23 protein-coding genes and 1 pseudogene are annotated in these 26,712 nt (G+C 67.5%); 17 read left to right on the top strand and 7 right to left on the bottom strand.

All coding sequences use genetic code 11. The features are described 5' to 3' along the window. The first annotated feature begins 94 nt into the window (after nucleotides 1-94). A complete protein-coding gene (locus tag VFE28_00700) occupies nucleotides 95-1,411 on the top strand; it encodes a PQQ-dependent sugar dehydrogenase (protein ID HZM14494.1) in 1,317 nt (438 codons plus the stop codon). Nucleotides 1,412-1,417: 6 nt separating this feature from the next. Here the strand turns inward: VFE28_00700 and VFE28_00705 are convergent, their stop codons facing one another. Then, nucleotides 1,418-2,641 carry a di-heme oxidoredictase family protein gene (locus tag VFE28_00705; protein ID HZM14495.1) on the bottom strand — a complete coding sequence of 408 codons (1,224 nt, stop codon included), beginning with the start codon at nucleotides 2,639-2,641 and terminating at the stop codon, nucleotides 1,418-1,420. A 345-nt stretch (nucleotides 2,642-2,986) separates the two neighbouring features. Continuing rightward, nucleotides 2,987-5,230, bottom strand: a complete 2,244-nt coding sequence (locus VFE28_00710) for a protein kinase (protein ID HZM14496.1) — start codon at nucleotides 5,228-5,230, stop codon at nucleotides 2,987-2,989. A gap of 206 nt (nucleotides 5,231-5,436) precedes the next feature. Between VFE28_00710 and VFE28_00715 the strand changes: the two genes are divergently transcribed. The 8 genes and pseudogenes from VFE28_00715 (at nucleotide 5,437) to VFE28_00750 (ending at nucleotide 10,709) form a co-directional block, all read left to right on the top strand. Next, on the top strand, nucleotides 5,437-5,682 hold the full coding sequence (locus VFE28_00715) for a hypothetical protein (protein ID HZM14497.1): 246 nt from the start codon (nucleotides 5,437-5,439) through the stop codon (nucleotides 5,680-5,682). A 36-nt stretch (nucleotides 5,683-5,718) separates the two neighbouring features. Beyond that, on the top strand, nucleotides 5,719-6,012 hold the full coding sequence (locus VFE28_00720) for a hypothetical protein (protein ID HZM14498.1): 294 nt from the start codon (nucleotides 5,719-5,721) through the stop codon (nucleotides 6,010-6,012). A gap of 241 nt (nucleotides 6,013-6,253) precedes the next feature. Then, entirely contained in the window at nucleotides 6,254-7,876 is a 1,623-nt protein-coding gene (locus VFE28_00725; protein HZM14499.1) for a mechanosensitive ion channel family protein, read from the top strand. Nucleotides 7,877-7,960: 84 nt separating this feature from the next. Then, nucleotides 7,961-8,275 (top strand): metalloregulator ArsR/SmtB family transcription factor, encoded by a 315-nt coding sequence (locus VFE28_00730; protein HZM14500.1) that lies wholly within the window; start codon nucleotides 7,961-7,963, stop codon nucleotides 8,273-8,275. Between the two features lie 110 nt (nucleotides 8,276-8,385). Next, entirely contained in the window at nucleotides 8,386-9,216 is an 831-nt protein-coding gene (gene arsM, locus VFE28_00735) for an arsenite methyltransferase (GenBank protein HZM14501.1), read from the top strand. A gap of 123 nt (nucleotides 9,217-9,339) precedes the next feature. After that, on the top strand, nucleotides 9,340-9,762 hold the full coding sequence (locus tag VFE28_00740) for a hypothetical protein (protein HZM14502.1): 423 nt from the start codon (nucleotides 9,340-9,342) through the stop codon (nucleotides 9,760-9,762). Nucleotides 9,763-9,774: 12 nt separating this feature from the next. Next, nucleotides 9,775-9,990 (top strand): annotated as a pseudogene (locus tag VFE28_00745) (thioredoxin family protein). 71 nt (nucleotides 9,991-10,061) lie between these two features. Next, entirely contained in the window at nucleotides 10,062-10,709 is a 648-nt protein-coding gene (locus tag VFE28_00750) for an MOSC domain-containing protein (protein HZM14503.1), read from the top strand. A gap of 69 nt (nucleotides 10,710-10,778) precedes the next feature. Here the strand turns inward: VFE28_00750 and VFE28_00755 are convergent, their stop codons facing one another. The 3 genes from VFE28_00755 to VFE28_00765 form a co-directional block, all read right to left on the bottom strand. After that, on the bottom strand, nucleotides 10,779-11,879 hold the full coding sequence (locus tag VFE28_00755) for an ankyrin repeat domain-containing protein (protein HZM14504.1): 1,101 nt from the start codon (nucleotides 11,877-11,879) through the stop codon (nucleotides 10,779-10,781). A gap of 103 nt (nucleotides 11,880-11,982) precedes the next feature. Then, complete coding sequence (locus tag VFE28_00760; protein HZM14505.1) at nucleotides 11,983-12,675, bottom strand: DUF72 domain-containing protein; 693 nt, start codon at nucleotides 12,673-12,675, stop codon at nucleotides 11,983-11,985. Nucleotides 12,676-12,678: 3 nt separating this feature from the next. Beyond that, nucleotides 12,679-13,755 (bottom strand): hypothetical protein, encoded by a 1,077-nt coding sequence (locus tag VFE28_00765; GenBank protein HZM14506.1) that lies wholly within the window; start codon nucleotides 13,753-13,755, stop codon nucleotides 12,679-12,681. 421 nt (nucleotides 13,756-14,176) lie between these two features. Between VFE28_00765 and VFE28_00770 the strand changes: the two genes are divergently transcribed. The 8 genes from VFE28_00770 to VFE28_00805 all read left to right on the top strand — a co-directional run bounded on the left by VFE28_00770 (nucleotide 14,177) and on the right by VFE28_00805 (nucleotide 21,452). Then, the gene (locus VFE28_00770) at nucleotides 14,177-14,401 is read left to right on the top strand and encodes a hypothetical protein (GenBank protein HZM14507.1); all 225 of its coding nucleotides are present in this window, start codon (nucleotides 14,177-14,179) and stop codon (nucleotides 14,399-14,401) included. 129 nt (nucleotides 14,402-14,530) lie between these two features. Next, nucleotides 14,531-15,103, top strand: a complete 573-nt coding sequence (locus tag VFE28_00775; protein ID HZM14508.1) for a hypothetical protein — start codon at nucleotides 14,531-14,533, stop codon at nucleotides 15,101-15,103. Between the two features lie 54 nt (nucleotides 15,104-15,157). Continuing rightward, entirely contained in the window at nucleotides 15,158-16,105 is a 948-nt protein-coding gene (locus VFE28_00780; GenBank protein HZM14509.1) for a hypothetical protein, read from the top strand. 109 nt (nucleotides 16,106-16,214) lie between these two features. After that, entirely contained in the window at nucleotides 16,215-16,844 is a 630-nt protein-coding gene (locus tag VFE28_00785; GenBank protein HZM14510.1) for a ThiF family adenylyltransferase, read from the top strand. Between the two features lie 157 nt (nucleotides 16,845-17,001). Next, nucleotides 17,002-17,844, top strand: a complete 843-nt coding sequence (locus VFE28_00790) for an FtsX-like permease family protein (GenBank protein HZM14511.1) — start codon at nucleotides 17,002-17,004, stop codon at nucleotides 17,842-17,844. A 3-nt stretch (nucleotides 17,845-17,847) separates the two neighbouring features. After that, nucleotides 17,848-19,116 carry an ABC transporter permease gene (locus tag VFE28_00795; GenBank protein ID HZM14512.1) on the top strand — a complete coding sequence of 423 codons (1,269 nt, stop codon included), beginning with the start codon at nucleotides 17,848-17,850 and terminating at the stop codon, nucleotides 19,114-19,116. After that, nucleotides 19,113-19,844, top strand: a complete 732-nt coding sequence (locus VFE28_00800) for an ABC transporter ATP-binding protein (GenBank protein ID HZM14513.1) — start codon at nucleotides 19,113-19,115, stop codon at nucleotides 19,842-19,844. Before VFE28_00795 ends, VFE28_00800 begins: the two co-directional genes overlap by 4 nt. A 9-nt stretch (nucleotides 19,845-19,853) precedes the next feature. Continuing rightward, a complete protein-coding gene (locus VFE28_00805; GenBank protein HZM14514.1) occupies nucleotides 19,854-21,452 on the top strand; it encodes a hypothetical protein in 1,599 nt (532 codons plus the stop codon). On the opposite strand, the gene VFE28_00810 is transcribed toward VFE28_00805, so the two are convergent. Both VFE28_00810 and VFE28_00815 read right to left on the bottom strand, forming a co-directional pair. Then, nucleotides 21,449-23,860: a protein kinase gene (locus VFE28_00810; GenBank protein HZM14515.1), complete on the bottom strand. Its 2,412-nt coding sequence runs from the start codon at nucleotides 23,858-23,860 to the stop codon at nucleotides 21,449-21,451. The genes VFE28_00805 and VFE28_00810 overlap by 4 nt on opposite strands. A gap of 159 nt (nucleotides 23,861-24,019) precedes the next feature. After that, a partial coding sequence (locus tag VFE28_00815; protein HZM14516.1) for a hypothetical protein occupies nucleotides 24,020-26,712 on the bottom strand: 2,693 nt, incomplete at its 5' end.

Consider the following 26,712-nt stretch of genomic DNA (forward strand, 5'->3'; position numbering starts at 1 on the left):
TCCCGATCCCGACTCACCCCCGGCGCGGTCGTCTCGAGACGGCCGCGCCTTCTTTTCGCGTCCCTCCGTGCCGGCGTGCTAGACTCGCCGCGTCATGCAGGCGACGAGGCGCTGGCTTCGACATCGTGGCAACCTCGACAAGGCATCGCTCCGGCTCTTCGTCGCGGGCGCCGCTTTGGCCACCGCCGTCCCGGCGCTCCGGGCGCAGTCTCTGAACGATCCCGCCCTGCAGGTGCTCACCTGGGTCGCCGGCCTGTCGCAACCCACATCCATAGCCCTCCTCCCCCAGCTGCCGGGGCAACCCCTGGAGGCCCTGGTCGACGAGAAGGCGACGGGCAGGGTGATGCACGTGCGCGGCGGCGCACTGGTCGGGCCCGTGCTCGATCTGGCGGTGAACAGCCGGAGCGAGCGCGGTCTCCTGGGAATGGCGCTGCACCCCGATTTCGCCAGCAACGGTTTCGTGTACCTCTACTACAGCGCCAGCAGCACGGGATTGGACAACGCGGATCAGGATGCCATCGCTGGCCACCGCGTGGAGCGCTACCACTGGGACGGGACGAGCCTCTCGGCCCCGGCGCCCATCCTCGCTCTCCCGGGCGCAGGGGGGCCCAATCACGATGGCGGCATCCTCCTCTTCGGTCCCGACCGCAAGCTCTACGGCGTCCTTGGCGACCTCAACCACAGGACCCAGCTGCAGAACCTCCCTGCCGGCCCGCCACCGGACGACACCAGCATCATCTTCCGGATCGACGACGACGGCTCCGTTCCGGCGGACAACCCCTTCCTCGCCTTCGGTGGGTCTATGCCCAAGGTGTTCGCCTACGGCGTGCGCAACTGCTTCGGTCTCGATTTCGACCCGCGGACCGGAGTGCTCTGGGACACCGAGAACGGTCCCGATGCCTACGATGAGATCAACCGCGTGCCCGCGGGCTTCAACAGCGGCTGGGTGCAAATCATGGGGCCCGATGGCAGGGATCCCCAGGGCCTCGGGGATGTCTGGGTGGCACCGGGTTCGCACTACGGCGACCCGCTCTTCTCGTGGCTCGGTCCCATCGGCGTCACCTCGCTCCACTTCATCCGCAGCAGCATTCTCGGGGCGGCCTACGAGAACGACCTCCTGGTCGGCGATAACAATTTTTCGGGGCTGTACCATTTCGAACTGAGCGGCGATCGCAGCAGCCTGGTCATGACCACGGCGGAAACGACCGACCGCGTCGCCGACAACGAGCTGGAACGGGATGTCTACCGGCTGGGAAGCTCTTTCGGCGTGATCACGGACATCGAGACCGGGCCCGACGGGGTCTACGTGTGCTCGCTCAGCCTCGGCCGCATCCTCCGCCTCCGCCGCAACCCCGCCGAGGTGCAAGCGTCCGACTGGGGACGCATCAAGGAACTCTACCGCCCGAAATGACGACGCTCACAAGCCGGCGAGGAACGCGAGCAGCGCCGCGCGCTCCTTAGGCGTAAGGGCGAGGAAGGCGTCGCGGGCCGCGGCGGCTTCGCCGCCGTGGAGGCGGATCGCTTCCTCCAGCGTGGCGGCGCGGCCGTCGTGGAGGAAGTGCTGGGAGAAGCGCAGTCCCATGAGGGGCTCGGTGCGGAACTCCGCGGGCTCCGCTTCGCCGAGGCAGATGTCGGCGAGCTCGGGCCCCATGTCGTGGAGCAGCAGGTCCGAGTAGGCGCGCACTTCGCGGTACTCCAGAGCTTTGACCTCGTTCGCTCCGGTGCGCAGCACCGGCACATGGCAGGCGGTGCAGCGGAGCTGGGCGAAGATCTGCTCGCCCCGGGTGCTGCCGCGCTTCGCTTTCGCCCGCGGCGGCGGGGCGAGGAAGCGCACGAACTGTTGCGCCAGCCGCACCGACTCCGCGTCGAGCTCCGGATCCGGCACCGGATCCACTCCCGGCGGCAGCGGCCTGCCCCCGACGGTGCCCTCTTCGGGCGCCTGCGGCGTGGTCACACCTTGCTCGATCTGGAAGGCGCCGGCATTGAACTCCGCCAGCGTCGGCACCACGGCCTTGCGGCCGAAGCGGCCGATCCTGCCGTCGAAGAACCGATTCGGCCGGCCGGAGATCCCGTCGCCGTTGGCGTCGTCGGGATCGGCATGATAGAGCAGCACGGAATCGGGCACCGCATCCAGGAGCCCGAAGCCGAAGATGTCGGGCGACGTCCGCTGCGCCTTCTGCGCGCCTGCGGGAACCGGCTCCGCCGTGATGCCGAGAGCTTCCTGCAGGAGGGACGTCGCCCGGAGCTGGTAAATGGGGCCGCCGCTGTCCACCAGAGCATCGCAGAAGCCGTCGACGCCGCCCGGTGTGACCCCAGCGACCGTCGCCATGCCGGCTTCATGGAACAAGGAGGCGTGCAGCTCGATCTCGTCGCCGGCGCCGCCGGTCACCGGATCCTCGTGACACTCGGCGCACGATTCGGCGTTGAAGAGCGGCCCCAGGCCGGTCTCCTCGGCGAAGACGCGCTCGAACACCACCCGGCCGCGTTCGAACTCGTCCAATTGTTCTTTGGTCAATCGAGGGAGGGGATCACCTGGCTGTAGTTCCTTGGGGCAGTCCGTTGCCAGGACGATCCCCAGGAGACCCAGGAGGATCAGTACGCCTTCGAGGCGTCCTTCTTGCCACCCGAGGAGGTGCTTCACGGCACGCCACCCCCATCCCATCGCTCTCAGCCAATCCGCCCCGCACGGCGCTCGCCACGGTCTGGCGGACACCGGAGTCGTGACGTTGAGCTGAGTACCCGAATCGCATGGATGCGATCACTGTGCCAGGGACTCATTGCATGGAACGGTGTGCCATGGGGAAGGACGGGACAAGGAGCGAAGCGGTCTGCAGGTGCTTTCGACGCAGGCCCGAATCACGTGCTTGCAGGCCGCACGCCAGACAGTTGCCCCGCACAGCCTGGGATGGTGACATCGTGACCAGCGCCGCCGGCGAACACGGCCGCAAGCCACTCCACACACCCCTCACCAAGACGCCTCTCTACATTAGAGTGCCGGGACGCCCAGGAGACGCTCGCCACCGGCGCGGGTATAGGCCGCGGCCGCCGCGCGACGGCCTTCGTCGGCGCGCTTCAGGAGGCGGACGAACTCCGGCTCGGCTCGCAGGCTGTCGAGCCAAGGATCCCGCTCCAGGGTCGTCGGGCACCAGAAGCCCCGTTCCACCACCTGCGCCAGGAGCTCCAGAGCTTTCTTCTTTTCCTCCACACGGGCGAGGTTGCGCAGCATGAAGTAGATGCCCTCGGGATCCTGGAATCCGCTTCCCTGCAGCCCCTCGACGAGCGTCAGGCATTCCTCGCGCTGCAGCTCCAGCGCCGCCCGCGTCGATGACATGACACGGATCCTCAGGCCTTCGAAATGGCCGCTCTCGAGTTCCCGCAGGGCGGCGAGGGACTCCGCTTCGCGTCCGATCATGGCCAGGGCCTGACTGCGGAGGAACGCCGGCTTCTCGCTGTCGTTCGCGATGGCGCGCTCGTAGTCACCTTGCATCCAATAGGTGAAGTGCACGCTGGTCGCGATGTTGGGGTCGAGCCGCTTGGCGCGCCGATCCGCCGCCACGGAGGCCTCGAGCAGGCCGCAGAAGCGGCAGGCCACCACCAGGCCGGCGTAGAGGTCGGGATCCGCTGCCTGCTCCAGACCGCGTTGCACCAAGCGCCGCATGGCCTCGACGGCGCGCCCCGACTCCACCTCCTGGTAGGTGACGTAGTTGTGCGCGATGGACAGATCCGGATCGAGCTGCAGGGCGCGGTCGAAGGCTTCCTCGGCGCGCTGCTTGTATTCCCCTGCCTCCGCATGGCCGAACTTCGCCATCAGACGGTAGACCCGAGCCAGGCGCGTCCAAGCCGGAGCATAGTCTGGATCTTCCGCGAGGCAGGCCCGATACAGGTCACGCGCCGCCATCAAGGTGGAGGACTGCACCGAAGAGACGATCACCTGATTGGCGCGCAAGTACAGCTCGTAGGCGCGGCTGCTGCGGGGCGCTTCTTGGTCCAGCCGGCGCTCGTCGCGCGCCGAGAGCGGCACAGCCAAGGAATCCACGATCTGGTGCACCAGGGAATCCTGCAGCTGGAAGAGATCGCCGAGCGGCACCTGCAGCGTCTTGGACCACAAGACGGTGCCTGCGGGCACCGCCACCAGCTGCGCCGCGACACGCAGCTGCTCGCCCGCACGGAGCACTGTGCCATGCAGGACCACGTCCACCTCGGCTTCCTTCGCCAGGCGCGGCAGGTCAGGAGCGTCTGTGGCGAAGCGGCCCGCCGTCAGGCTCGAGCGCACCACCAGGGACTCGAGCGCGGCGAGGGAGGAGGTGATCGCATCGGGGAGGCTGAAGGCCAGGAAGTCCGTGTCGGCATCGGCGCGCAGGATCCGGAAGGGCAAGGCGATGAACCGCGTCGTCCGCTGCACCAGGGGCATTTCCGGTGTGCTGAAGAGAAGCAGGGCCGACCGCACCTCCTGTGCCATGGCGGCGGCGTTGGCGTAACGGTCCGCCGGTTTCTTCTCCAGCGCTCGCTGGATGACCCGGTCCGTTGCCACGATGGCGGCACCGCCGGAAAGCGCCGGTGGCTGGCGGCGCGTGATCGCCTCGCAGGTCTCCACGATCGTCTTGCCTGGGAAGGCAGGCTGGGAGGTGAGCATCTCGAAGAGGAGGGCGCCGAGGGAGAAGAGATCGCTCGCCGGCGTCACCGTCTCGCCCGACCATTGTTCCGGTGCCATGTAGCGTGGAGTGCCGACCGCCATCCCGGTCTGGGTGAGATGCAGGGTGTCGCCGTTCAGGTCCAGCGGCCGGGCCAGGCCGAAGTCCAGCAGCTTCGCCCCGTGCGGGGTGAGGAAGACGTTGGATGGCTTGATGTCCCGATGCACGAGAGCGAGGCGGTGCAACGCCTCCAGGCCGGAGAGAATCTCGAGGGTGGCTTGCAGGGCCTCGCCCAGGGCGAGGGGGCCGCGCCCCATGCGGACTTCGAGGGGCTCGCCATCGATCAGCTCCATGACGATGTAGAGCTCGTCGGCGTCCTCGCCGATCTCGTACACCTGGCAGACGTTGGGATGGTTGACGCTCGCCGCCACGCGGGCTTCTCGCAGCAACCGCTGGCGGGCCACGGCATCCCGCGATTCCCGGAGCTTCTTCAAGGCTACGCGTCGTCCGAGACTCTCGTCCTCGGCAGCATAGACGATACCCATACCGCCCTCGCCGAGCTTCTCCACGATCTTGAAGCGACCGATCGACTCGGGCACGTTGCTCCCTCTGCGGCTTCCTCCGGCCGGCTGGCCTACGTGGCACAGGAGGCGCGAAGAGCATACAACAGCGCGCCTGCCTTCCTGTCAGGGATGTCAGGCTCGGTGTCCCGTGGTTCTCCGAGGGCCGGCAGCGCTGTTATACTTGTGGTGGAAGCCGCGGACCGCTGGCAGCGGTGTCCCGGCTTCCCCAAGGAGGCTGACGGTTGTCGATCCGATCTCGCGCCCTACCACCGGTCCGCCGCATCCCGGTCCTTCTCGCCTTGTTCGCCTCGCTCCTGGCGCCGCTGGCGTGCGAGGACGACATGCCCTTCGGGCCCCCACCAGAGGGAATCATGCAGGACTTCACGCTGCACGACGTGAACCCGAATTCCCCTCTCAACGGTCAGGAAGTGTCGCCCCGCCAGTACGTGGGGCAGATCTCCGCCTGGTACTTCGGCCACGCTACCTGAGGCTACTGTCGTAGCCAGTTCGGCTACCTCGATCAGATGCAGAAGGAAATCAACACCGCGAACCCCACATTGCCGGTCCACATCTTCGGCCTCAACGAAACCGGAGAGGAAAGCGGCAACGGTGACATGTGCTTCGGCCGGGTCCTCCCTTGGCTGCAGGACACGGCGGACCAGAACGTCTGGGGCCGCTGGGCGGTGCGCTGGCGCGACGTGGTGATCCTCGACGTGGAGAACCGCGTGCGGCAGGTGGTCAACCTCACGAACTACGACCTCTCCAAACCCGAGAATTACGCCACGCTCAAGACCATCCTCCTCGACGCCGCAAAGTGAGTGGGCGGTCGTCGGCGCGCAAGCCCACGAGTGGCGCCCTCCCGGCCCCGGATGCTAGGCTGCCCGGGCTGGAGTGATGGGCGCCCCAGCGCCACCAGGGACATCACGGATGAGCTCCCGCTCTTCGCCCGCAGCCGCCGGCTCGCTCTTCGGCGCCACCCGCGCGGCTCGTCGGCGCCGGTCGCTTTCTGCTTCAAGGTTGCTGGATCTTGCCACTCACCACTGGGTGTGCCTCGCTTTCATGCTCGGGACGCTGGCGTTGCCGACTCTCTGCGGCCGTGCCGCTGCGGCTCCGCCTGGAGAGGGCGCCGACGCCGACGCGCTCGTGCCCACGGCTCCGGTCAAGCTGAACGGCGAGGAGTTGTTCCGCGTTCGCGGCGTCGCGACCTTCCCGGCGGAAATGCGGGCCGATGCCATCGCGGGCCGCCTCCGCAACTTCGCCGGCAATGCCGCCCTCCCCGTCGATTCGCTCCGCGTCGTCGAGTTCGGCGACCACTTCCGCATCGTCGCTGGCGACATGATCCTGATGCGGGTCTACGACGAGGATGCGGTGGTCGAGGACGTCTCCCGTTCCAACCTGGCCCATGCCGTCCGCAACCGGATGGCGAGCGCCGTGCTCACCTATCGGCACGACCGAGAGCCCCGCGTCCTCTTGCGCAAGACCGCCTGGGTCGCTGTCGCCACCTTGCTCTTCATTCTCGGCTTGTTCGTCATTCGACGCGGGCTTCGGCACCTGGACGGCGTCATCGAACGCCGCTTTCGGACGCGGCTGCGGGGACTGCAAATCCAGACTTTCCAAGTCATCCACGCCGAGCAAGTCTGGGTCGTCCTGCTCGGGCTCCTGCGCCTGGTGCGGGTCGTGGCGCTCCTGGCACTCGTGGTGGGTTACGCGGAATTCGTCCTCGGCATCTACCCTTGGACCCGCGCCTTGGCGGCGCGCGGTGGCTCGCTGCTCGTCGATCCGCTGCGGATGATGGGACGAGCCGTCCTCGATTCCATCCCCAATCTAGTTTTCATCGCCCTCATCATCGTGGTCACGCGCTACGTCCTCAAGGTGACCCGCCTCTTCTTCCACGGCATCCAGCACCAGACTCTGACCTTCGCCGGATTCGATCCGGACTGGGCGATGCCCACCTACAAGATCGTCCGCCTCCTGGTGTTGGTTTTCACCGTGATCGTGGCCTATCCCTACATCCCCGGCTCGAATACCGCGGCGTTCAAGGGTCTGTCGGTGTTCCTCGGCATCATCCTTTCCCTCGGGTCGTCTTCGGTGATCTCCAACATGATCGCCGGCTACACCATGACCTACCGCCGTGCCTTCAAGCCGGGGGATCGAGTGCGCATCGGCGAAGTGCTCGGGGAAGTGACCGAGATGCGGGTCATGGTCACGCACGTGCGTTCCACCAAGAACGAAGAAGTCGTCATCCCGAACTCGACGATCCTGCAGACCCACGTGATCAATTACAGCACTCTGGCCCGACAGCAGGGGCTGATCTTGCACACCACGGTGGGCATCGGTTACGAAACGCCCTGGCGCCAGGTGGAAGCCATGCTGCTCTTGGCGGCGGAGCGCACGCCCGGACTGCTGCGAGAACCGCCGCCCTTCGTGCTGCAGAAAGGGCTGGGGGATTTCTGCGTCACCTACGAGATCAACGCCTACTGCGACCAGCCGCAGCTCATGCTGAAGCTCTACACGGCGCTGCATCAGAACATCTTGGACGTCTTCAACGAGTACGGGGTCCAGATCATGACCCCGGCCTACGAGGGCGATCCGGAGCAGCCGAAGGTCGTGCCGCGGGAGCAATGGTTCGCGAAGCCGGCGCCGCCGCAAGGCCCGGAACCGGTGCTCCCCGGCCCTGCGTGATCCAGGCCCGTTGCGCCCCTCCCCTCCCTCCCCTTGACAGGTCCTGGTCACCATCGTATTTTTACGATTGACGATGGAGGGGTGATGGCCCGAGCCAAACGGCAGAGCCCGAAGCCGGTGCGGACCTGGTCCAGCGACGAACTGGAGCTCGCGCGTCTGGCCCGCGCCATCGCCCACCCGCTGCGCCTGCGCATCCTCAGACTCTTGCGCCAGCGCGGCGAGTGCGTCTGCGGCGCCCTGGTCGACGAACTGCCCCGGGCCCAATCCACCATCTCCCAGCATCTCAAGGTGCTGAAGGAAGCCGGCCTGGTGCAGGGCGAAGTGGAACCGCCGCGCGTTTGCTATTGCCTCGACGACACCACCCTGCGCCGTTTGAAAACCTTGATCGGTGCTCTCTGAGCAGGAGGAAGAACATGGACGAGAGGCGTAGGACCGAGGAGCGAAGGACAAAGAGAGCGACCCAACCCTGTTGCGAAGCCGCCGCTGCGAATTCGAAGGCGGCCGGCAGCGTGGTGCAGGCCGAACCCTGCTGTGACCAATCGGCTGTCGCCGCCACCCGTGAAGAGATTGCGGCCGACGCTTCGGCCGAGGACATCCGCAAACTGGTGCGGGCGAAGTATGGCGAGATCGCGCAGGCCTCTTCACCTAGCTGCTGCGGCACGAGTGTGGTGGAGAATCCCGAGGCTCTCGGCTACACGGCGGCGCAGGCGGAGGCCATTCCCGCGGGCGCCAACCTGGGGCTCGGCTGCGGCAGTCCCCTGAAGTACGCCAACGTCCGCTCCGGCGAAACCGTCCTCGACCTGGGCTCTGGCGCCGGGATCGACGCCTTCCTCGCCGCCCGCGAGATAGGAGCCAACGGCCACGTCATCGGCGTGGACATGACCGCGGCAATGATCGAGCGCGCTCGCTCCAATGCCCGCGCCGTGGGTACCGCCAACGTGGAGTTCCGCCTCGGCGAGATCGAACACCTGCCGGTGGCCGATGCGAGCGTGGATCTCGTCATCTCCAACTGCGTCATCAACCTGTCGCCGGACAAGCCGCAGGTGTTTCGCGAGGCCCTGCGCGTCCTCCGCCCGGGCGGTCGGCTCCTGGTGAGCGACCTCGTGCTCCTACGCCCGTTGCCCGAAGACGCCAAGCGTTCGGTGGAGGCCTACGTGGGTTGCGTCGCCGGCGCGTCGCTGCGCGACGACTACGTACGGCTCGTACGCGAAGCAGGCTTCACCGGTGTGGAGATCGTGGAGGAAAGCCGCTACGCCGGTTGCGACACCGGGATGCCGGCGGAACTCCAGGACTTCACGAACGCCGTGGTCTCCTTGAAGCTCCGGGCCTGGAAGCGCTGAGCCAGCGTTCATGCAAACAGCGGCGTTGCTTGGGACCGGGGCACACTCGGTGAACGTTCGTCCGTCCACCCACTTGACCGGGTGGAAAGAGCGACGCATCATCGCGATGGAGGTGCTGGTGCCATGTTGCTGCAAGAGCGGGATCGGCAGGCGGTCCGCCAGAGGTTCGAGGCGCTCGACAAGCCGATCCGTCTGATCAATTTCACCCAAGAGCTCGAGTGCGAGTTCTGCCGCGAGACACGCACGCTTCTCGAAGAGGTGGCCACCCTCTCGGACAAAACCTCCCTCGAGATCTACAACTTCCAGACCGACCGGGAGAAACGCGATGCCTTCGGCATCGACAAGATCCCGGCGACGGTCGTCATGGGCGAGCACGACCATGGGATCCGTTTCTACGGCATCCCCTCGGGCTACGAGTTCGCCTCGCTCCTCGATACGATGCTCCTCGTCTCCCGTGCCGACAGCGGTCTCGCCCCGGAGACGCGCAAGCGTCTGGCCCAGTTGCAGAAGCCTCTGCACCTGGAGGTCTTCGTCACCCCTACCTGACCCCATTGTCCGCGGGCCGTGCTGCTCGCGAACGCTTTCGCGATGGAGAGCGACCTGGTGCGCGCCGACGCCATCGAGGCCACGGAGTTCCCCCATCTGACGCAGCGCCATCGCGTCATGGGTGTGCCGAAGACGGTGGTGAACGGCACCGGCGGCGTCGAAGGTGCCATGCCGGAGGCCTACTTCCTCGAAGCCGTGCTTTCCGCGGCTTCGGCCCAGATGTCCTGAGACCGGTCCGTCACGGCGCACGCGGTGGCGCGGTGGCGGCTCGACCCAGCTCCCTCTCACGGGGCACGCTCATGAAGGTCGTCTCCATCCAGGTAGGGCGCCCGCGCGAGGTCGAGTGGCGGGGCAAGCGCGTGCGCACCTCGATCTTCAAGGATCCGGTTGCGGGCTCCGTTCAAGTGCACGAGCTCAACCTGGCCGGCGACGAGCAGGCCGACCTTTCGGTGCACGGCGGAGCTGACAAGGCGGTCTATGCCTATCCTGCCGAGCATTACGCCTACTGGCGCGAGCAACTTCCCGGCGTAGAGTTGCCGTGGGGCGCGTTCGGTGAGAATCTCACCACCGAGGGGCTCCGTGAGGACGCTCTCTGCATCGGTGACCACCTGAGCATTGGCTCGGCAGAGTTCCTCGTCACCCAGCCCAGGCTTCCATGTTTCAAGCTCGGCGTCCGTTTCCAGCGACCCGACATGGTCCAGCTTTTCCAGCGCAGCGGCCGCAACGGTTTCTACCTGTCGGTGCTTCGAGAAGGCGCGATCTCGGCGGGAGAGCCGATCCGGGTGACGGCGGTGGGAGACCCGCGGGTCACGGTCGGGGAGATCGCCCGGCTCTACACCGACGACGAAGACGAGCAGGAGCTCTTGCGCCGCGCCAGCGGCCTCGCCGCCCTGCCGGAAGATTGGCGGGAGTATTTCCGCCATCGCCTCTGGAAACCCGACGCCTAACCCAGGAAGGGTGGACAGCGTCCGCGCGCTCGATGACGGCGCCGGAGCCCCTCTCTTGGACCCTGCAACTCAAGCGGGTGCGCCGCGATCGCGCAGGTACGCCGCGATCTCGGCCCGTCCGCCGTAGAGCGCCCAACCGAGCGGCGTGCCGTGGTAGATCGTGTCCTCGATGTCCAAGCGCGCGCCACGGTCGACGAGCAGCCGCACCACATCGGCGTGGTTGGACCACACCGCCTGATGGAGCGGCGTCGAATGCCCATGGAACCCGTCCGGATTGTAGCGGTTCGGATCCTCACCCGCATCGAGGAGCAAGCGCACGACGTCGGCGTGGCCGTGCTGGGCGGCCAACGCGAGGGCTGCATGTTTGCTCTCCCCATCCGCCATGGGGAGCAGCCGTGCCGCGTCGTCGAGCCGGCCGAGTCCGGCCACGGCGGCGATGTGACCCAACGGGGCGCCGCGTCGGGCGAGCGCCTCGGCAGTGGGCAGGTAGCCGAAGGCCAGCGCGGTCATGAGCGCCGATTGCCATTTCGAGCCCGGCCCGTCGAGCGCGGCCCCATGGTCGAGCAGGGTCTCCGCGAGCGCGGCTTGCAAACCGGCTCGGGCCGGGTGGCAACTCGACACCAGCATGCTCATGGTGGTGCACTTCGCATCGTACAGATCCGCCAGCGCATCGACCTCGGCGCCAGCGTCCAGCAACAACTTCGTGACCTCCACCGCATTCGCCGGCGTCTTCTGTCGCGCTCCCTCGACGCCGTTGGCGCCGACATAGTGCAGCAGTGTCGCATGGTGTCGACGCGCCGAACGCGCCTGCACGAGCTCCGGGTTCGCGCGCAACATCGACCGCAGCGCGGTGACGTCGCCCGAGACGACCGCCTCCACCGCGGTTTCGAAGCGGCGGACGGGGCCATCGCGCGCCACCGCCTCGGTGAACGCCACGAGATCGGCCCAATGTTCGAAGCCGACTTCGTGCGCCACGACCACCTGCGCGTCGGCGAGATCGAGCCTTGCCGCCTTGACGTCGGTCACGGACCGACCGCGGAAACGAGGGTGCTCCCACTTGAAGCGCCATGCCGTCGCTTCGTCGTCCGCCCTCAGGGCGTCGAACAAGGCTGCGGCTTGCTCCTGGTAGGCGGCGAAGGGGGCGTGGTATGGAAGTTCGGTCCTGGCCATGGGGACTCCTCCTGGCCACCATTCTCTCACGGCAGGGCACAGCGGCTTCCATCCCCCGACGAGGACCGGGACGTCGTCGCCGCCGGGCGGCGCTCGTTCTGCTTCAGCTCCCGAGCAAGCCGACGAATTCCTGGGCCAGGTTCGGTGCCGCCGTGTCGTGCTTGAAGTAGACGAACACCTCTTCCCAGGGCTGGGCGCGGATGCGCTCGACCCAGGCTAGCAACTCCTGGGCGCCGTACAGTCCGCGCCGCAAACGGAAGTAGCCGAATTTCGCCGTGGGCACCACCTGCGCCTCCAGGTCTTCCTCCTCCATGGCGCAGAGGGCCACACCGCTGTCGCGCAGCGCCGCATAGACGGCATCGTCGAACCACGAGGGCTCGCGGAACTCCATGGCGCAGCGCACGTGCGGCGCCAGCTGGGCGAGGAAATCCTGCAGCAAGGGAAGATCGCAGTGCAGGTTGGGCGGCAGCTGGAAGAGCACGGCGCCGAGCCGTCCGGCCAGGGCCGCCAGATTGCCGAAGAGGAAATCCAGCTCGCTGCCCACGTCGCGCAGGCGCCGGAAATGTGTCACCCGCCGCGTCGCCTTGACGGCGAAGAGGAACTCCGGCGGCACCTCGTCGCACCAGCCTTGGAGCAACTTCTTCGACGGCATGCGATAAAAGGTGTTGTTGACCTCCACCGTCCCAAGGCGCTCGCCGTAGAAACGCAGCATGGCCGAGCCCGGCAAGTCCGGCGGGTAGAAGAGCGGCTTCCACTCCTTGTAGGCGTAGCCGCTCGTGCCGGTGTGAATGCGCATGGGTCAGGCCGCCGCCTCGGAGAGGTGGTCGATGCCGATCTCCCGCAAGCGCCGGTGCATCGCCAGGAGTTCCTCGTGCGACGCCAGCACCGGATGTTCGGGGATCGTCCCCGGCTGCACCAACCGCTGCGGGAAGTCGTGGCCGTGCACGAAAGGCCAGGGCTTCTGCCCGATGCTGGCGAAAAAGCCGTTCATCACCCGGAGGATCTCGTTCCTGCAGGCGAGGATGAACTTGACGATGCCGACGGCGTGCGGCTCCGCCCAGGCGGCCAGCACATAGAACCGATCCCGCTCCCAGGCGGTGACGCAGGGAGCATAGAAGATCTCGAAGATCTGCTGCATCTTGTCGCTCACCTCGACGACCCAGTCGAGCTGGCTACGCACCGCGTCGCTGAGGGAGCACTTGCGGATGCCCTGCTGCGGCAGGGCCGTACCGTCGTCGGCAAGGATCATGCCCGTGGCGAGGGCGAAGCGCAGGCGCTCCTGCGCCAGCCGGAAGGCCTTGGTCTCCATGTAGCTCGGCGGCCCCTTCCAGGCCTGGCGATCGAACATCGGATAGAGCGCCTCCACGGCGAGGGCGTCGTCCTCGGTGAGCGCCCAGTGGACGCGCAACAAGCGGTACGGCGAGCGGGACACGGTGAGGCGCATGCCGTCCGCCTCCGTCTCCTCTTTCGCGAGCGTTTGGCGCAGCTCGTGCACGCGGGTCTGCACGTCTTGCACCAACGCCTGTTCGAGAAGATCGCGCAAGCGGGCGGCGTGCGCCTTCTCGAGCTGGAGACCGTCGAGTGGGGCGCCGAGAATCTTCTGTGCCAGGATCTTGAGCGGACGGCCGCGGCGCCGGCCGTCCTCGAGCTTCTCGGCGACCTGGCGCAGGATCTGCACGTCGTCGGACTGCAGCTTGCGGAGGGAGTCGGGCAGGGTCTGCAGGAAGGCCTCGATCTCCTCCAAGAGAGCTTTTTCTTCTGGATACAGCTTCGCCGCCAGCTGCAGCGGCGTCACCGCATCGTGTTCCTTCAGTAGTTCCTGCAAGAGCGCGAAGGTCGCGCGTGATCTCTGGTTGAATGAACGACCTGGCCGCATGACGTGCCCCCTCGTCGCAGCTGAGGATGCAGCAAGAGCTCTTCACGTTTGCGCGGGCCTCGCTCTCTGTTCCTACCAGAAGCCTCGACTCCGATCAAGAGCACGGGGAAGTCCTGGTCTTCATGTGCATTGACTGCAATCGACCAGCGCCGTTCCACAATCGATCGCACGGTGCGCTGGTGTCTTTCCGACCGTATCACCCTCACACGTCCCTTTTTCGGGACAGCGAGGTCGGTTTTTCGCGACAGTGGCTTCAGTGCATGGGGCCTCTCCTGATTCCCCGGTCCCGATTCTGAGTTCTCTTGAGAGCGAATCTGAGAACCCACACGACCATCGCTGACACCTGCATGATACGCACCATGATCGAGAGCGTCGCACCGGCGCACGCAGCACTCACCGGCAACACGATCGAGGAGGCACGATGTCCGATTCCAGCAAGCACTCGGCCCGCGTGATCATCCTGGCGGAGGGGGAATACGAGGTCCCTCTCGAGGAAGGATCGGTCAGGCTTTCGGAGATGCTGGAGGGGCTCGGGATCTCGAGCCGCAACGGCCAGCTCTTCATGAACGGCACGCCCGTGGTGGGCAATCCCATCGTCCAGCCCGGCAGCGAGACCCTGCTCATGCCGCACATCCGCGGCGGGTGAGCGCGCGGTCGGGTGCCGGGGCACGGCGGCCGGAACGGCCCTACGCGCCGAGCCGTCGCCGCCCCGGCGCAGCCGCTGCCTCGCACACCGGCCGCAAGACGAAGCCGGAGGGGGCCACCGAGGGAGCCTATGTTCGATCTGACCGTCACCGAGAGCTCGCCGCCGGCATCGATCCGGCGACAGGCGCTGGCGGCGCTGAGCGAGGTGCTGACCCGCCAGGCGCTGCTCGGCTTCCAAGACGTCGCCCACAAGCGCGACTACCTGCGGGCGCAGCTGCAGATTCCTGCCCATGCCGATGCCCGCGTCCTGTCGGTGGATCTGCAGCGCACCGAGGCCCTGCTCCACTTCTTCACCCAGGTGACGCGCGACCCGAAGCGGGAAGCGCTGGCGCGGCTCGACCCGCTCCTGCAGCTGCTGCGCGGCCCGTTGAGCGCCCTCGAGTGGCAGCGTGACCGGATGGGGGCGCGCGTGAAGCTGTCCTACGCCCGGGAGCGCAATCTCCGCATCCTGCTCCTGCCCGAAGGGATGCGCCGCCGGCGCGTGCAGATCCAGGAGTGCGACCGCGAGGACGTGGTCGGACCGCACGAGGCGATGCCGCGCTGCTACGGCGAAGTCGGCCAGGCCTACATCGGCTGGGCGCTCAACCGGCTGGATCTGCGCACCTTGTTCCTGGCGACGGTGGCGTACCTGCGAGAGAACTAGGCCTGGTACCGAGGGAGATCACCGCTCGGAGCCATTGAAAGAAGGAGGAAGACCGTGGTCTGGCGCGACATGCTGCGTCGCTTCCACGTACCGTTGCCGCACGTTCTCTACCTGGAGCCCGGGTTGCGGCGATATCGTCTCGACGCGCTCGATGCAGACGCGGTGCGCGTGCGGCGCATCGCGCTCTACGGCGCTTGCAGCGCGGCGGCTGCGGTGGCCGGGGAAGAGTCCAGCGTGGCGTCAGCTGCCACGTCGCGTACAGCATTTGCGGCCATGCCAGCAGGCAGCGTCCCCTCCGGCTTCCCGGATGCCGTCACTTGGGTGGACCTCGACCTGGCGAGCGCTTGCTTCGATCGGGCCTTCGAGAACCCGGACTCATGCGAGGATCTGGCTTCGGTATTCCAGCCCACGGCGTTCCTCTTCGAGGAGAGCCTGCGCGGCGGCTCCAACTCCTACTTCTGCCTGGAGGATGGTGCGGCGCCGCAGGGCATCCACACGGGGCTCGCCGCGGTGGTCAGCGTACAGCGCTCGCGTCTGCGCACTCTCGGTGAGACCTTCTTCGTCCCTCCCGTCCTGCCGCGCGATGGCAGTGCCCGCGCCGCCTGGGTCGAAGCCCGGCGCTTGGATCCGCCACTCCACGGTGAGCCCGGGGGGCCGTTCTGGCGGCTCGGACGCCACGGCATGTGGCGGCTCGACGTGCTGGCGTGGAACGAGGTCCTGGCGCTCGCAGCTCTCATTGGTACGAACGCGAAGACCGCCGTGCTCGTCGCACCCCGGCACCTCGTGCCACGCGTCGGGTTCGTCGCCGAGCTGGCGCGGCAGATGGGGCGCTCTCTCGTCGGTGTGCCGCTCGAGGCCTGCCCGCGGCCCCTGCGCGGACTGTTGCGCGACCTGCAGGTGAGTGACGTGTCTTTCGATCTGTCGCTGTTCACCGGAACTCTCGGCCTCGACCTCGGAGGTGAAGATGGAGCCGTCCGCACCTCGCGCCAGCGCTTGCGCTGAATCGCCGCGGCCACCCCGTGAGGCTCGGGCCTCCGGCCCGCATCCCGAACCCAGCCCGCACCCCGAACCATTCTCGGCAGCGACGACCACGCCGAGCGAAGTCCTGCAGGTGAGCGACGTCGAGGTCACCGTGGTCGGCGCCGGTCGCGCCGGCTCGCAGATCGCTCTCGTACTCGCCATGCTCGGTCTCCGGCTCCGCCTCTACGACGGTGATCGGCTCGGGGCGGAGAATCAGGGCCTGCAGCTGTATCGCAAGCGCGACGTGGTTGCCGGGCGGAAAAAGGTGACGGCGCTGCGCGGTCTGCTGCAGGCCATCGTTCCCGGCAGTCGTGTGTGCGTGCACCCGGTGCGGTTCACAGCGGGCCCGCGTCAGCCGCGTTCTCCCCTCGTCGTGCTCGCCGTGGACACCATGGCGGCACGACGGCTGCTCTGGGAGCAGCTGCGCGGCGACGCGGGGCTGCTTCTGTTGCTGGACCTACGCCTCGGACGCGGCCTCCTCCGCTTGCACGAGGTGCGACCCGGAGATCCGGAGGACGTGGCAGCCTACGAGGCTTCCCTCTGCGACGACAGCGCGGCGGCGCCCGGCGATTGCAGCGACGAGGCGGCGACCCACGCTGCCGCCGCCGGCGCCGCGCTCGTGGGCGGCGCCGTCCGCGCTTTCGTCGAGGGCTTGCCGCACCCGCGCTGGATCGGTCTCGATCTCGACCGCGCTCTCTGGGCTTCCGGCCCGCGCTCGTAAGAACTGGAAACCCACTGGCGCGATCTCGATGGAGGCTCCTGGTTGCCCGGTCTCGTCGGGCGCGTTCCCTCGCTTCTCGCGGTCGCTTCCCCCGGCGTACGATGCGAACGGCGGGGCGGCGTTGCGCCCGTTGTTGTGCGGCAGGTACGCTTCCTGCATGCGCAGTGTCGCTTTCGTCGTCGCTTGCCTCGTCGCCTGCTGGCTCGGCGCCCCTCGGTGCGCCGCCGCCGCAGCGCCGCTGACGGAGGTCGTGGTCAGCGACCGCACCGCAGCGGCGCTCGGCCTGGCCACGGGGGACACGCTGGAGATCGGCGCCGACGCCGCCATGCGGCGCAGCCGGCGCTTCGTCGTGGGTGGGATCTACCGGCCGACGGCGGATCCCTTCGAGGTAGGCTTCGAGCAACTGCACGTGGTCCTGCACTTGCCCGATCTCGAGTGGCTCACCGGGCCGCCGGACCGCGTCGATCGCTTCGCCGTGCGCCTGCAGGATCCGACGCAGGCGCAGCAAGTCGCGGACGAGATCGCGGGCCTGGGTCTCGGCATCGCCGCCTACACTTCGACCGAAGTGGCGGCGCGCAACTCCTCCACTTTCGTGGTCATCTCGCAATTCCACAAAGCCATCGGCTTCGTCTCCATGCTCGCCGGCCTGGTCTTCCTCGTCGCCATCATGGTCCTCAAGGTGGAGACCATGCGCCGCGAGCTCGGCATGCTGCGGCTCATCGGCATCTCGCGGCGCACGGTGACACGGAGCGTGCTCCTCATCGCCGCGCTCGTCTCGCTCCTCGGCAGCATCGTCGGCATCGGCCTCGCACGGATCGCCGTGGCCATCATCAACCCGGCCTCGCAGGCGCGCTACGACACGGACTTGGTCTTTGCCCGCCTGACGCCAGAGATCGTGCTCCTCGCCGTCGGTCTGTCGATCCCGGCCGGTCTCCTGGCCGGCTGGCTCGTGGCCCGGCACATCGTGCATCGGAACCCGCTCGATTCCATCGGCAGGTGAGACGTGATCGGTTTCCTGGCGATTCGTGGACTCTGGCGTCACCGGGTGCGCACGCTCCTCGGTGTCCTGGGTGTCGGCGTCGCTGGAGCGCTGCTCCTCGACATGCAGATGCTGTCGCGGGGGCTGCAGGTGAGTCTGCGCCGTATCCTGGAGAACATCGGCTACGAGGTGCGGGTGACGCCGCGTGGCACGCTGCCCTTCGAAACCGACGCCACCTTCCCTGGCGGCCACCGCCTCGCCGCTGCCATCGCCGCCGATCCGCGGGTGGATCACGTGGCTCCCGTACTCGGGGGCACGGTCTACGCCGCGCGGCCGCGGGGCGCCCCGGTGGCGGCCTTCGTCTACGGCATGGATCCGCCGACGGTCGCCCTCTGGCGCGTCGATGCAGGCACCGACCTCGTCGCAGACGACAGCACGCACGCCGTGGTCAGCCACAACTTGGCGACGGCGCTCGGCATCGGCTTGGGCGACACTCTCGTCGCCGCGGCGGAGTACGCGGCGCCGGTCGGGATGCTGCGGTCGCCGCAGGCCTTCGTCGTGTCCGGGTTGGCCACCTTCCACTTCGACCTGCGCACGCAGAGAAGTCTCGCGGTGGGTGCACGCTCAGCGCAGGTCCTGCGCGGCGAGACCGTCCGCGATGGTCTCTCGCTCCTCGCGGTGGCGCTGCGCGAGGACGGCGGCGAGGACCACACGGCCCGTGGCAGCAGCACGGGCGGTGGGAACAGCGCCGGTCGCGGAAGCAGTGCGGACCGCGGCGAGGCCGTGGCGGCGTGGATCCGGGACACCTTTCCCGAAGTCGAGGCTTACTCCGTGGCCGAAGCCCTCGACGCCGTGCAAGGGCAGCTGGCCTATTTCAATCTCTTCTCGCTCGTCCTCGGCACGGTGAGCATGGTGGTGTGCGTGCTCCTCGTCGGCACCATGGTGGCTCTCTCCCTCGGCGAGCGTCTCGGCGAGATCGCCATCCTGCGTGCGATCGGCCTGCGCCGCCGCCGCCTGATCACCATGGTGTTCCTGGAGAGCCTAGGCCTCGTCGTCCTCTCCCTCCCCGTCGCCTTCGGTGCCGGGCAGGTCATCTCCTTGTGGCTGGACGCAATCCTCACCCGCGCCCCCAGCATCCCCGTGGACCTGAGCTTCTTCGTCTTCACGCCGCGGGCGGCGCTCAGGACCTTGGTCCTGCTGCTCGTCGCCGGTTCCGTGGCGGGGCTGTATCCGGCCTTCCTCGTGGCGCGCTTGGCCATTGCGCCGACCCTGCATCGTGAGGTGACGGGATGAGCGAGAAGCGCCCGCAGTCGCAGCCTCTCGTTGTGCCGCGGGATCACCCTCGGCCCCAGCCTCTCGTCCAGGCGCGGGACCTGGGCAAGGACTACGTGCTCGACGGACACACCATCCATGCGTTGCGCTCTGCCACGCTCTCCGTGCACCCCGGTGACTTCGTTTCCATCATGGGTCCGTCCGGATGCGGCAAGTCCACCTTGCTGCACCTTTTCGGCGCCGTGGATGTGCCCACCTCCGGCGAGCTCCAGCTCTTCGGTCGCGATGCCGCGCGCTTGAACGACGCCGAGCGCACCGAGCTCCGGCTCCTGCATCTGGGCTTCGTCTTCCAGCGCTTTTTCCTGCTCCCCATGTTGACTGCAGCCGAGAACGTCGCCCTGCCACTCATGGAAGCCCGCCTACCCAAGAAGAAGCGGGAGGAAAGGCTCCGCGAGGTCCTCGACACCGTGGGACTCGGCCACCGGTTGCGCCACAAACCCGGTCAGCTCTCCGGCGGCGAGCAGCAGCGCGTGGCCATCGCGCGGGCCCTCGCCAACCACCCACAACTGCTCCTGGCCGACGAGCCCACCGGGGAGCTCGACGAAGCGACGGGGGAGCAGATCGCTTCCCTGCTGGCGGCGCTGCATGCACGCGGCCTGGCCATCGTGCTCGTGACGCACAACCCCGATCTCGCCGGCCGGGCGACGCGGCATCTGCGCATGCGCGACGGTCACATCGAAGGAGATTGAGGCAGAGACATGATCCGGATGCTCGCGCAACGCACCCTCGGCGACCGCCCCCGCCGCACTGCCATCCTCCTCCTCGGCCTCGGCATCGCCGTCGGGGTCATGATCACGCTGCTTTCCATCGGCCAGGCCGTCCTCGTGCAGGCGGAGGACAAGGCTCTGGTGGGCGGCGGCGATCTCCTCCTCCTACCTGCCGGCATCGACGTGGAGGTGATGAAGATCGGCGGCCCCACCGGCATGTACTCCATGCTCGACAACGCGCGCTTCCTCTTCCGGCAGGTGCTTTCGGGACCGCGCTTCGCCGGCTCGTTGGCCCGTCTCACACCGGAGTACGCCGCGCTTCCCCTCGCCGCCGCTTCCCCGGGGTTGGTCGAAAAGGTCGTCTACGTGCGCAAGGCGGGTGCGGCATCCGCCGCTGCGAGCAAGGCCTTGGCGCATGGCTTCATTCCCAGCCTGGACGTCGCTGCCGGCGGGCCCACGGCGGAGTTCCTGCGTCAAGGCATTGCCTGGAGCGACAATCACTCCGACCGTATGTGGGTGGATCCCCCCGTCGACTCGCTCTACAACGACATGGACCGCTTCCATCTGCCGGCCCGCACGCTGCCAGACCTCGACCGCTGGGCCGAGTGGCTCTATTTCAATTTCGCCGGCCCGTCGGGAGTCTTCGGCTACGTCAGCATGATCGTGGGCGGCGACATCGAAACGGGCCAGGGACGCGGGGGCCCGCTGCTGCAGATCCAGGAGCCGGGGAAACCGCCACGGAGGTTCACGGTGGAGTTCCCTCTCGAACCCGGAGCCATTTCTCTCGAACACGTGGACCTGCGACTCGGCGAGCACAACACCGCCATCTTCCGCGACGGCGCCTACCGGTTGCACCTGGAGTGGGACGAACAGCAAGGACCCGTGCGCGCCGATCTCGTGGTGCGCCCGCTTCTTGACCTCTACTATCCGCCGGTGCTCCTCCACGAGAGCGAACGCTTCGTCTCGGGCTACACCGTGCCGGCGCTACGCACCACCGTTTCGGGCACGATCCATGCCCCCGGCGTGTATCTCGAGCTGCACGACGCGCCGGGCTATCACGATCACAACTGGGGTACGTGGCGAAGCGTCAACTGGGAATGGGGCACGGCCAGCAGCGATGCAGGCGCACACGTCCTTCTCTACGGGCGCATCCAACACCCGGACATCGACCCCGGCCGCGCCGGCGCCGGGATCTTCCTTCTCCTGGCGCAGGGGCGGACCGCGTCGCAACGCGGCGGCGTCCTCGCCCTCTTCCGTCCCAGAGAGATCCACTATGAATGGAAGGAAGCACCGGAGTTGCCCGGTCACCCCGAGCGCGTACCTGCGCGTCTTCTCATGCAGGACGCACGCGAGGCGGAAGCAACGGCGGCTATCTCTGCCCGGGGCGACCGGATCGCGGTGGAAATCGGCGTCGAAGCAGTGACGACGACACCCCCTCGCCCCGGCGAGGAACTCGTCTTCCTCCAACTCCGTGGCCACTACTCCGTTCAGGCGCAGATCGCAGGTCGAGAGCTGCGCTTCGATACTCCGGGCTTCGCCGAAGTCTTCGTCCCGCCCCGGGCCGCAGGGACAAGGCCTTCGTCTCCCTAGAGCGGCAAGCCCAACCTCTCGAGGAAAGCGGCGTATCGCGGGTCGCTCTGGAGACTTTTGAAGGAGGTGCTCGTCTTCACCCACGGGAGCCCCGGCTCATGCTGCACAAAGGCCCGCTCCAGCCACTCGAACGCACGGTCGGTCTCACCCCGGAACGCGTACGCCTCGGCAATCTGGACGGCCCAATCGTTTTGGAACCTTTCGACCAGCTCCGCGAGCGCCGCGTCAGCCTCTTTTTTCCGCCCCAGAGCGTGATGGACCAAAGCGAGCCCCTGAAGGCGCCAAACGGGTTGGGTCTCCCGCTGCACCTCCACAAGGGCCGCAGCTGGCCGCCCCTCGGACAGATAGACGCGACCGAGGAACGAGAATGCTCCCGCATACCCCGGGTTCAGCTCCACGCCCTTCTTGAGGGCTGCCTCCGCCTCCTCCAGCCTGCCGGCATTCAACAAGGTGCAGCCAAGGAGTACCCAATTCCCCGCACTCAGAGGATCGACCTCGAGTGCCCGGCGAAACAGCGCCACAGCTTCCTCGAAGCGGCCCACCACACCGAACGCGGTTGCCGCCCCTCCTAGCAGATTGGCGTTGCCCGGTGCGAGATCGATCGCCCGCTGGTACTCCGCCTCCATCCCCGCCCAGTCCCAATCGTGCATCATCTTGATCGTTGCGAGACCACCATGGGCCTCGGCCAGGTTCGCGTCGAGTGCCAGCGCCCGTTCCAGCGCCTCCCGCGCTTGCCGAGACCCCTCTTCTACGGGCAGCGTGCCGAAGCCTGCCATGACGCTCTTGATGAGTCCCAATCCAGCCCATGCCAGGGCGTAGCCGGGATCGAGCGCGAGCGCCTGCTCGTAATAGCCGAGCGCCTTCTCGAGGTCCCCCTTGCTCCAGTTGGCTCGCTTGAAGAAGTACTCCGCCTGGAGGTAGGCGTTGTAGGCGTTGACGTTGTCGCTCCCGCCGCGTGATCTCAGCCCCGTTCCTGGCTCGACTGCCAGCGCCACCCTGAGCGCTCCAGTGACCGACCGTGCGATGTCCTCCTGCACCGCGAAAATGTCGTCGAGCGTCCGGTCATAGGCCTCCGACCAGAGGTGGAAACCGTCGGCCGCATTCACGAGCTGCGCCGTGATCCGCACTCGATTGCCCGCCTTGCGGACGCTGCCCTCGAGGATCGCCCCCACGTTCAGCTTTTGGCCAATCACCCGCAGGTCCTCGTTCTTGCCCTTGAACGAGAAGGCCGAAGTCCTGCCCGTCACTCGCAACCCCGGGATTTGAGCCAGCCCGTTGATCAGTTCCTCCGCCATGCCATCGGAGAAGTACTCCTGGTCCTTCTCGGCGCTCATGTCGACGAAGGGGAGAACGGCGATGGAGGCCACACCGGTCTTCTGTGCCGATGGAACGCGTGGCGCGCCCGACTCCTCGCGGAACCCGCCGAGCAGCCTATCCCGCCAGCCATGGACGTTCAGGCTGAGCAGAATGGCCGCCAGGCCTACGAGAAGCACGGCGAGTCCGCCGGTCGCGAGCAGCGGCCGCGCCAGGCGCTTTCTGGGACCGCGGGTCCGCTCGGCGCTCAGCGATGGAGTGCTCATGCGGCGCAGGTCCACGAGGAGCTCGCGCGCCGTTTGGTAGCGCAGCTCCGGGACCTTCTCGAGACACTTCAGAATCACTCGCTCGAGCCCGGGAGGAATCTCCGGCCTCAACCGGCTGGGCGCCTCGGGCACGCCGTGCAGGATGTTCTCGATGAGAACAGGCGCCGCCCCATGGGCGAATGCCCGCCGGCCGGTAGCCATCTCGTAGAGAACCGCGCCGAGCGCGTACAGGTCGCTCCGGTGATCGACGGTGCCGCCCCGCAGCTGCTCCGGAGCCATGTACGGCAGGGTGCCTGCAATGGCGAGGCCTCCGGTCAGGCTCTCGGTCGTCGCGGTGTCGGGCAGCGGCCCCAGGACCTTCGCCAAACCGAAGTCCAGCACTTTGACGTGCCCCTTGAGCGTGAGACCGATGTTCCCCGGTTTGAGGTCCCGGTGGACGATGCCGCGCTCATGCGCGTCCTCCAGCGCGTCGGCAATCTCGCTTCCCATACACAGCACGTCGTCCACCGGCAGCACGCCGCCCAAGAGCTTCGCGGCGAGCGTCATCCCCTCCACGTACTCCATGACCAAGAAGTCCACGCCGTCTTCTGTGGCGAAGTCGTGCACCGTGGCGATGTGCGGGTGATTGAGCTGGGACAGCGTCTTGGCTTCCTTCCGGAAGCGCTTGCGGGTCTGATCGTCCGTCAGTGTGCCGCTGGGAAGGATCTTGATGGCGACGTCTCGGTCCAGATTCTCGTCCCGGGCGCGGTAGACCTCACCCATGCCACCCTCACCCAGCTTGGCGAGGATGCGGTAGTGCGAGAGCATCTGGCCGCGCTCGACTCCCAAGAAACCTCCGTTCGCTCTCCAAGCTGCGTCACGGCTGCGGGAGGAGGGTAGACGTGGCGGCTGCCACTCGCAACACGGGGTTCCGGGGTCTCCTGGGTCGGAGCGCGCCGCATGCCGGTCCAAACCGCGCGTCGACTCCGCCACGCACGTCGAGGGTTCTCAGTGCTTGGCGCGGAGGCGGAGGAACCAGCCGTAGGCGTCGTGGTCGAGGTGGGTGAGTTCGTCGGAGAAGCTGGTGGCGTTGAAGCCGGCGCCGAGCTCGATGCTGGGCGTGAGGTTCCGGTACAGAGCGAACAGGGCGCCATGCTGCCGATCGCCCACTTCCCCGTTCCAGAGCCAGCGGTATTCGCCGACACCGTCGAGCTTGGCGATCAGGTGATAGCGGGCGCGAAGGATGCCGAGGTTGGGCTGCGAGCGGAGCCAGTCGCCGCCATCGCGCGCCTGGCGGGTCTCCTCGTGCTTGAGCGCGTAGCGGCCCCCGAGCTCCCAGCGCCGGGTCACGTCGTAACCGGTTTCGAAAGAGAGAACGTGGGACTTCTCGTCCGACCGCTCGGATTGGGCCGCCGACGGCAGGTCGTAGAGGAAAGTGTAGCGGCTCAGAATGTTGAGGCGATTGTGCCGCGCCGGCCGGTAGGCGAGACCGAGGCCGCTCTCCATGAACTGGGCGTCCCCTACCTGTGTCGTGCGCTCCTCGGTGCGCGAGTAGCTGAGCTTGCCGAGGAGCGTCCAACCATCGGCCAGGTCGAGGTCGACCCGGTTGGTCGTCAGCCATTGGCGGCGGTCCAGGGTGCCGTCGTCGTCGCGGAACTCTCCTTTGAGACTGAGCCGCTGGCGGGGCCTCAGGAGCGTGAGCTCCGCCGACACCGCATCGCGGTCGATCGAACCTGCAGTCGCGTCGGCGATCTCGCCCTTCTGATACGAGGCGCTCAGAGACCAATCACGGCGCGGCGTGAAGGTCGCGCCATACGCCTGTGAAGATCCCACCTGACGTTCGCCGTGGGTGAACTGGTGGTCCGTGAACACGCGCAGCTGGTTGCTGAGCGTCTGCCGCTGCCCCAGGCTCAGGACTCCCCGCGTGCCGTCCACGTGGTCGGTGGAGAGCGTGTAGGTGCCGAAGAGCTCGTGGCCGGGGTCGAGACGCAGGTCGCTGCCGAAGCGCGCCGAGTTGCCGCGGTTGCCGCTGCTCGCCTCCGCTCTGAGACTCAGCCGAGTTCCCAGCTGTGAGCGGAGCCCCAGTGTGCCGATGTCGTTGCGCTCGACACCGTCATCGCGGCGGAGTGTCGTCTGTCCCTGCGAGTAGAGCTGCAGTCCCGGGCGCAGATCGAAGCCGAGCCGCAAGCCAGCGAGCGTCACGTCGGAACCGGCAGGGACGCCGCTCGTCTCGCTGTGCTGGCGCACCTCGGCGCCGAGCTGCCAGCGGTGGAAGCGATAGTCGCCCTGCAGCGAGGTGCTGCGGTCGAGCGGCAGGCCTTCCGCGTCGGTCACGCTCCAACGTCCGCCGAAGGAGAGTCGCTGCCGCAGTCTCCAGAGGAACTCGGCGCCGTAGAGTTCCGTCTGCTGCAAGGTGGGGAGGCGAGCGGTGGAGAAGCCGGCATCGCGCCGCTTCCACCAAGCGCCGAACTGCGGCGCCCCGTCCCGGGGCAGGAGCTCGGCGAAGTCGAGCTTGCCTTCGAAGCCCAGAGCCGCACCCGTGGTGGAGAGGCTCGGCAACGTCCGGTTCTCGAAGGTGAAGCCGCCGTCGCTCGACTGGGAGTTCGCCGTCGATTGGCCGGCCTCGCTCTCGGCGTACTCCGTCTTCAGGTAGGTGCCGCGGCCGGCGCGCAGGGTGACATCGGTGGCTGCCAGCTGGTAGTCCTGACCATCACGGTTCTCCTGGACGAACGTCCCGCCGGCGGCGAGTCCGTCGGCAGCCCACAATTTGGCGCGGGCTCCATAGGTGATGTGATCCGGCGAGAACGCATCGGGGATGTACTCGTAGTCCACGAGGAGGAGCACGCGGTTGCCGTCGAGCGGTGTGTCCTTGATGATGGACGGCGCGATCTGGTCGGCCACCTGGACCAGGGGGCGATGCAGTAGGATGCGCCCCTGCAGCTCGTCGATCTCGTAGTCGCGATAGCGCTCCAGCGTCACGTTCTCGAGGACGCGATCGCTGTCCCGGTCGCGCACCTCCACCCAGATCTTCTCCGAACCCTGGACGACGTCGGTGTGCTCCAGATAGTAGAGGCTCCCGCCCGTCCCGAGGAATTCGTTGTGACCCATGGCGGTTTGCGCCTCGGAAACGAAGGCCGTGCCCTCGGCGCGGGCCTCGCCCTGGGATGTCGCCTGCAGGGTGCGATGCCGCAGGTAGGCCCCATAGAGACTGCGGTTGTACTGAGCGAACTCCGTTCCCGTGAGCCCCGTAGAATAGTTGCCCCACAAGAGCTGCGACTTGTCCCAGTCCAGCCGCGCATACAGCCGTCCCTGCGTGTCCCCGTCCAGCGTCGTGGTGGAGCGATCGCCGTAGGTGAGGGAAACGAGGTCCGGGTCGAGGCGCCGGAACAGCGTGCGCGGATCCTTCTCGTCGAGGTTACCGAATACGTCGCCGAGCTCCTCCTCGTGCGTGTCGAGGTGGGCGGTCGCCCGCACCTTCCCGCGCCAGAGACCCTTGAGATAGAAGGCCAGCCGGCCCCTACCGAAGAAGTCATCGCTCGCGCTCGGATCGTTCGCGGTCAAGACGGGGTCGCCGGTCACCTTGTTGTCACCCACGGCCAAATCGGCGATGCCCACCATGAAGAACCAGGTGTCCTTCACCTGGGCGCGCATGGTGCTCGCCCACTCGGCGGCGGCGGCACTGCGGGCAACCACGGGAAACT

This window comes from Candidatus Krumholzibacteriia bacterium (genome assembly GCA_035649275.1).
Lineage (GTDB): Bacteria > Krumholzibacteriota > Krumholzibacteriia.

Bases quoted from the DNA above. Each gene is read 5' to 3' on its own strand.
- VFE28_00700 (HZM14494.1), top strand. From the start codon at position 95: ATGCAGGCGACGAGGCGCTGGCTTCGACATCGTGGCAACCTCGACAAG.
- VFE28_00720 (HZM14498.1), top strand. From the start codon at position 5,719: ATGCAGAAGGAAATCAACACCGCGAACCCCACATTGCCGGTCCACATC.
- VFE28_00725 (HZM14499.1), top strand. From the start codon at position 6,254: ATGCTCGGGACGCTGGCGTTGCCGACTCTCTGCGGCCGTGCCGCTGCG.
- VFE28_00730 (HZM14500.1), top strand. From the start codon at position 7,961: ATGGCCCGAGCCAAACGGCAGAGCCCGAAGCCGGTGCGGACCTGGTCC.
- VFE28_00740 (HZM14502.1), top strand. From the start codon at position 9,340: ATGTTGCTGCAAGAGCGGGATCGGCAGGCGGTCCGCCAGAGGTTCGAG.
- VFE28_00750 (HZM14503.1), top strand. From the start codon at position 10,062: ATGAAGGTCGTCTCCATCCAGGTAGGGCGCCCGCGCGAGGTCGAGTGG.
- VFE28_00755 (HZM14504.1), bottom strand. From the start codon at position 11,879: ATGGCCAGGACCGAACTTCCATACCACGCCCCCTTCGCCGCCTACCAG.
- VFE28_00760 (HZM14505.1), bottom strand. From the start codon at position 12,675: ATGCGCATTCACACCGGCACGAGCGGCTACGCCTACAAGGAGTGGAAG.
- VFE28_00765 (HZM14506.1), bottom strand. From the start codon at position 13,755: ATGCGGCCAGGTCGTTCATTCAACCAGAGATCACGCGCGACCTTCGCG.
- VFE28_00770 (HZM14507.1), top strand. From the start codon at position 14,177: ATGTCCGATTCCAGCAAGCACTCGGCCCGCGTGATCATCCTGGCGGAG.
- VFE28_00775 (HZM14508.1), top strand. From the start codon at position 14,531: ATGTTCGATCTGACCGTCACCGAGAGCTCGCCGCCGGCATCGATCCGG.
- VFE28_00790 (HZM14511.1), top strand. From the start codon at position 17,002: ATGCGCAGTGTCGCTTTCGTCGTCGCTTGCCTCGTCGCCTGCTGGCTC.
- VFE28_00800 (HZM14513.1), top strand. From the start codon at position 19,113: ATGAGCGAGAAGCGCCCGCAGTCGCAGCCTCTCGTTGTGCCGCGGGAT.
- VFE28_00805 (HZM14514.1), top strand. From the start codon at position 19,854: ATGATCCGGATGCTCGCGCAACGCACCCTCGGCGACCGCCCCCGCCGC.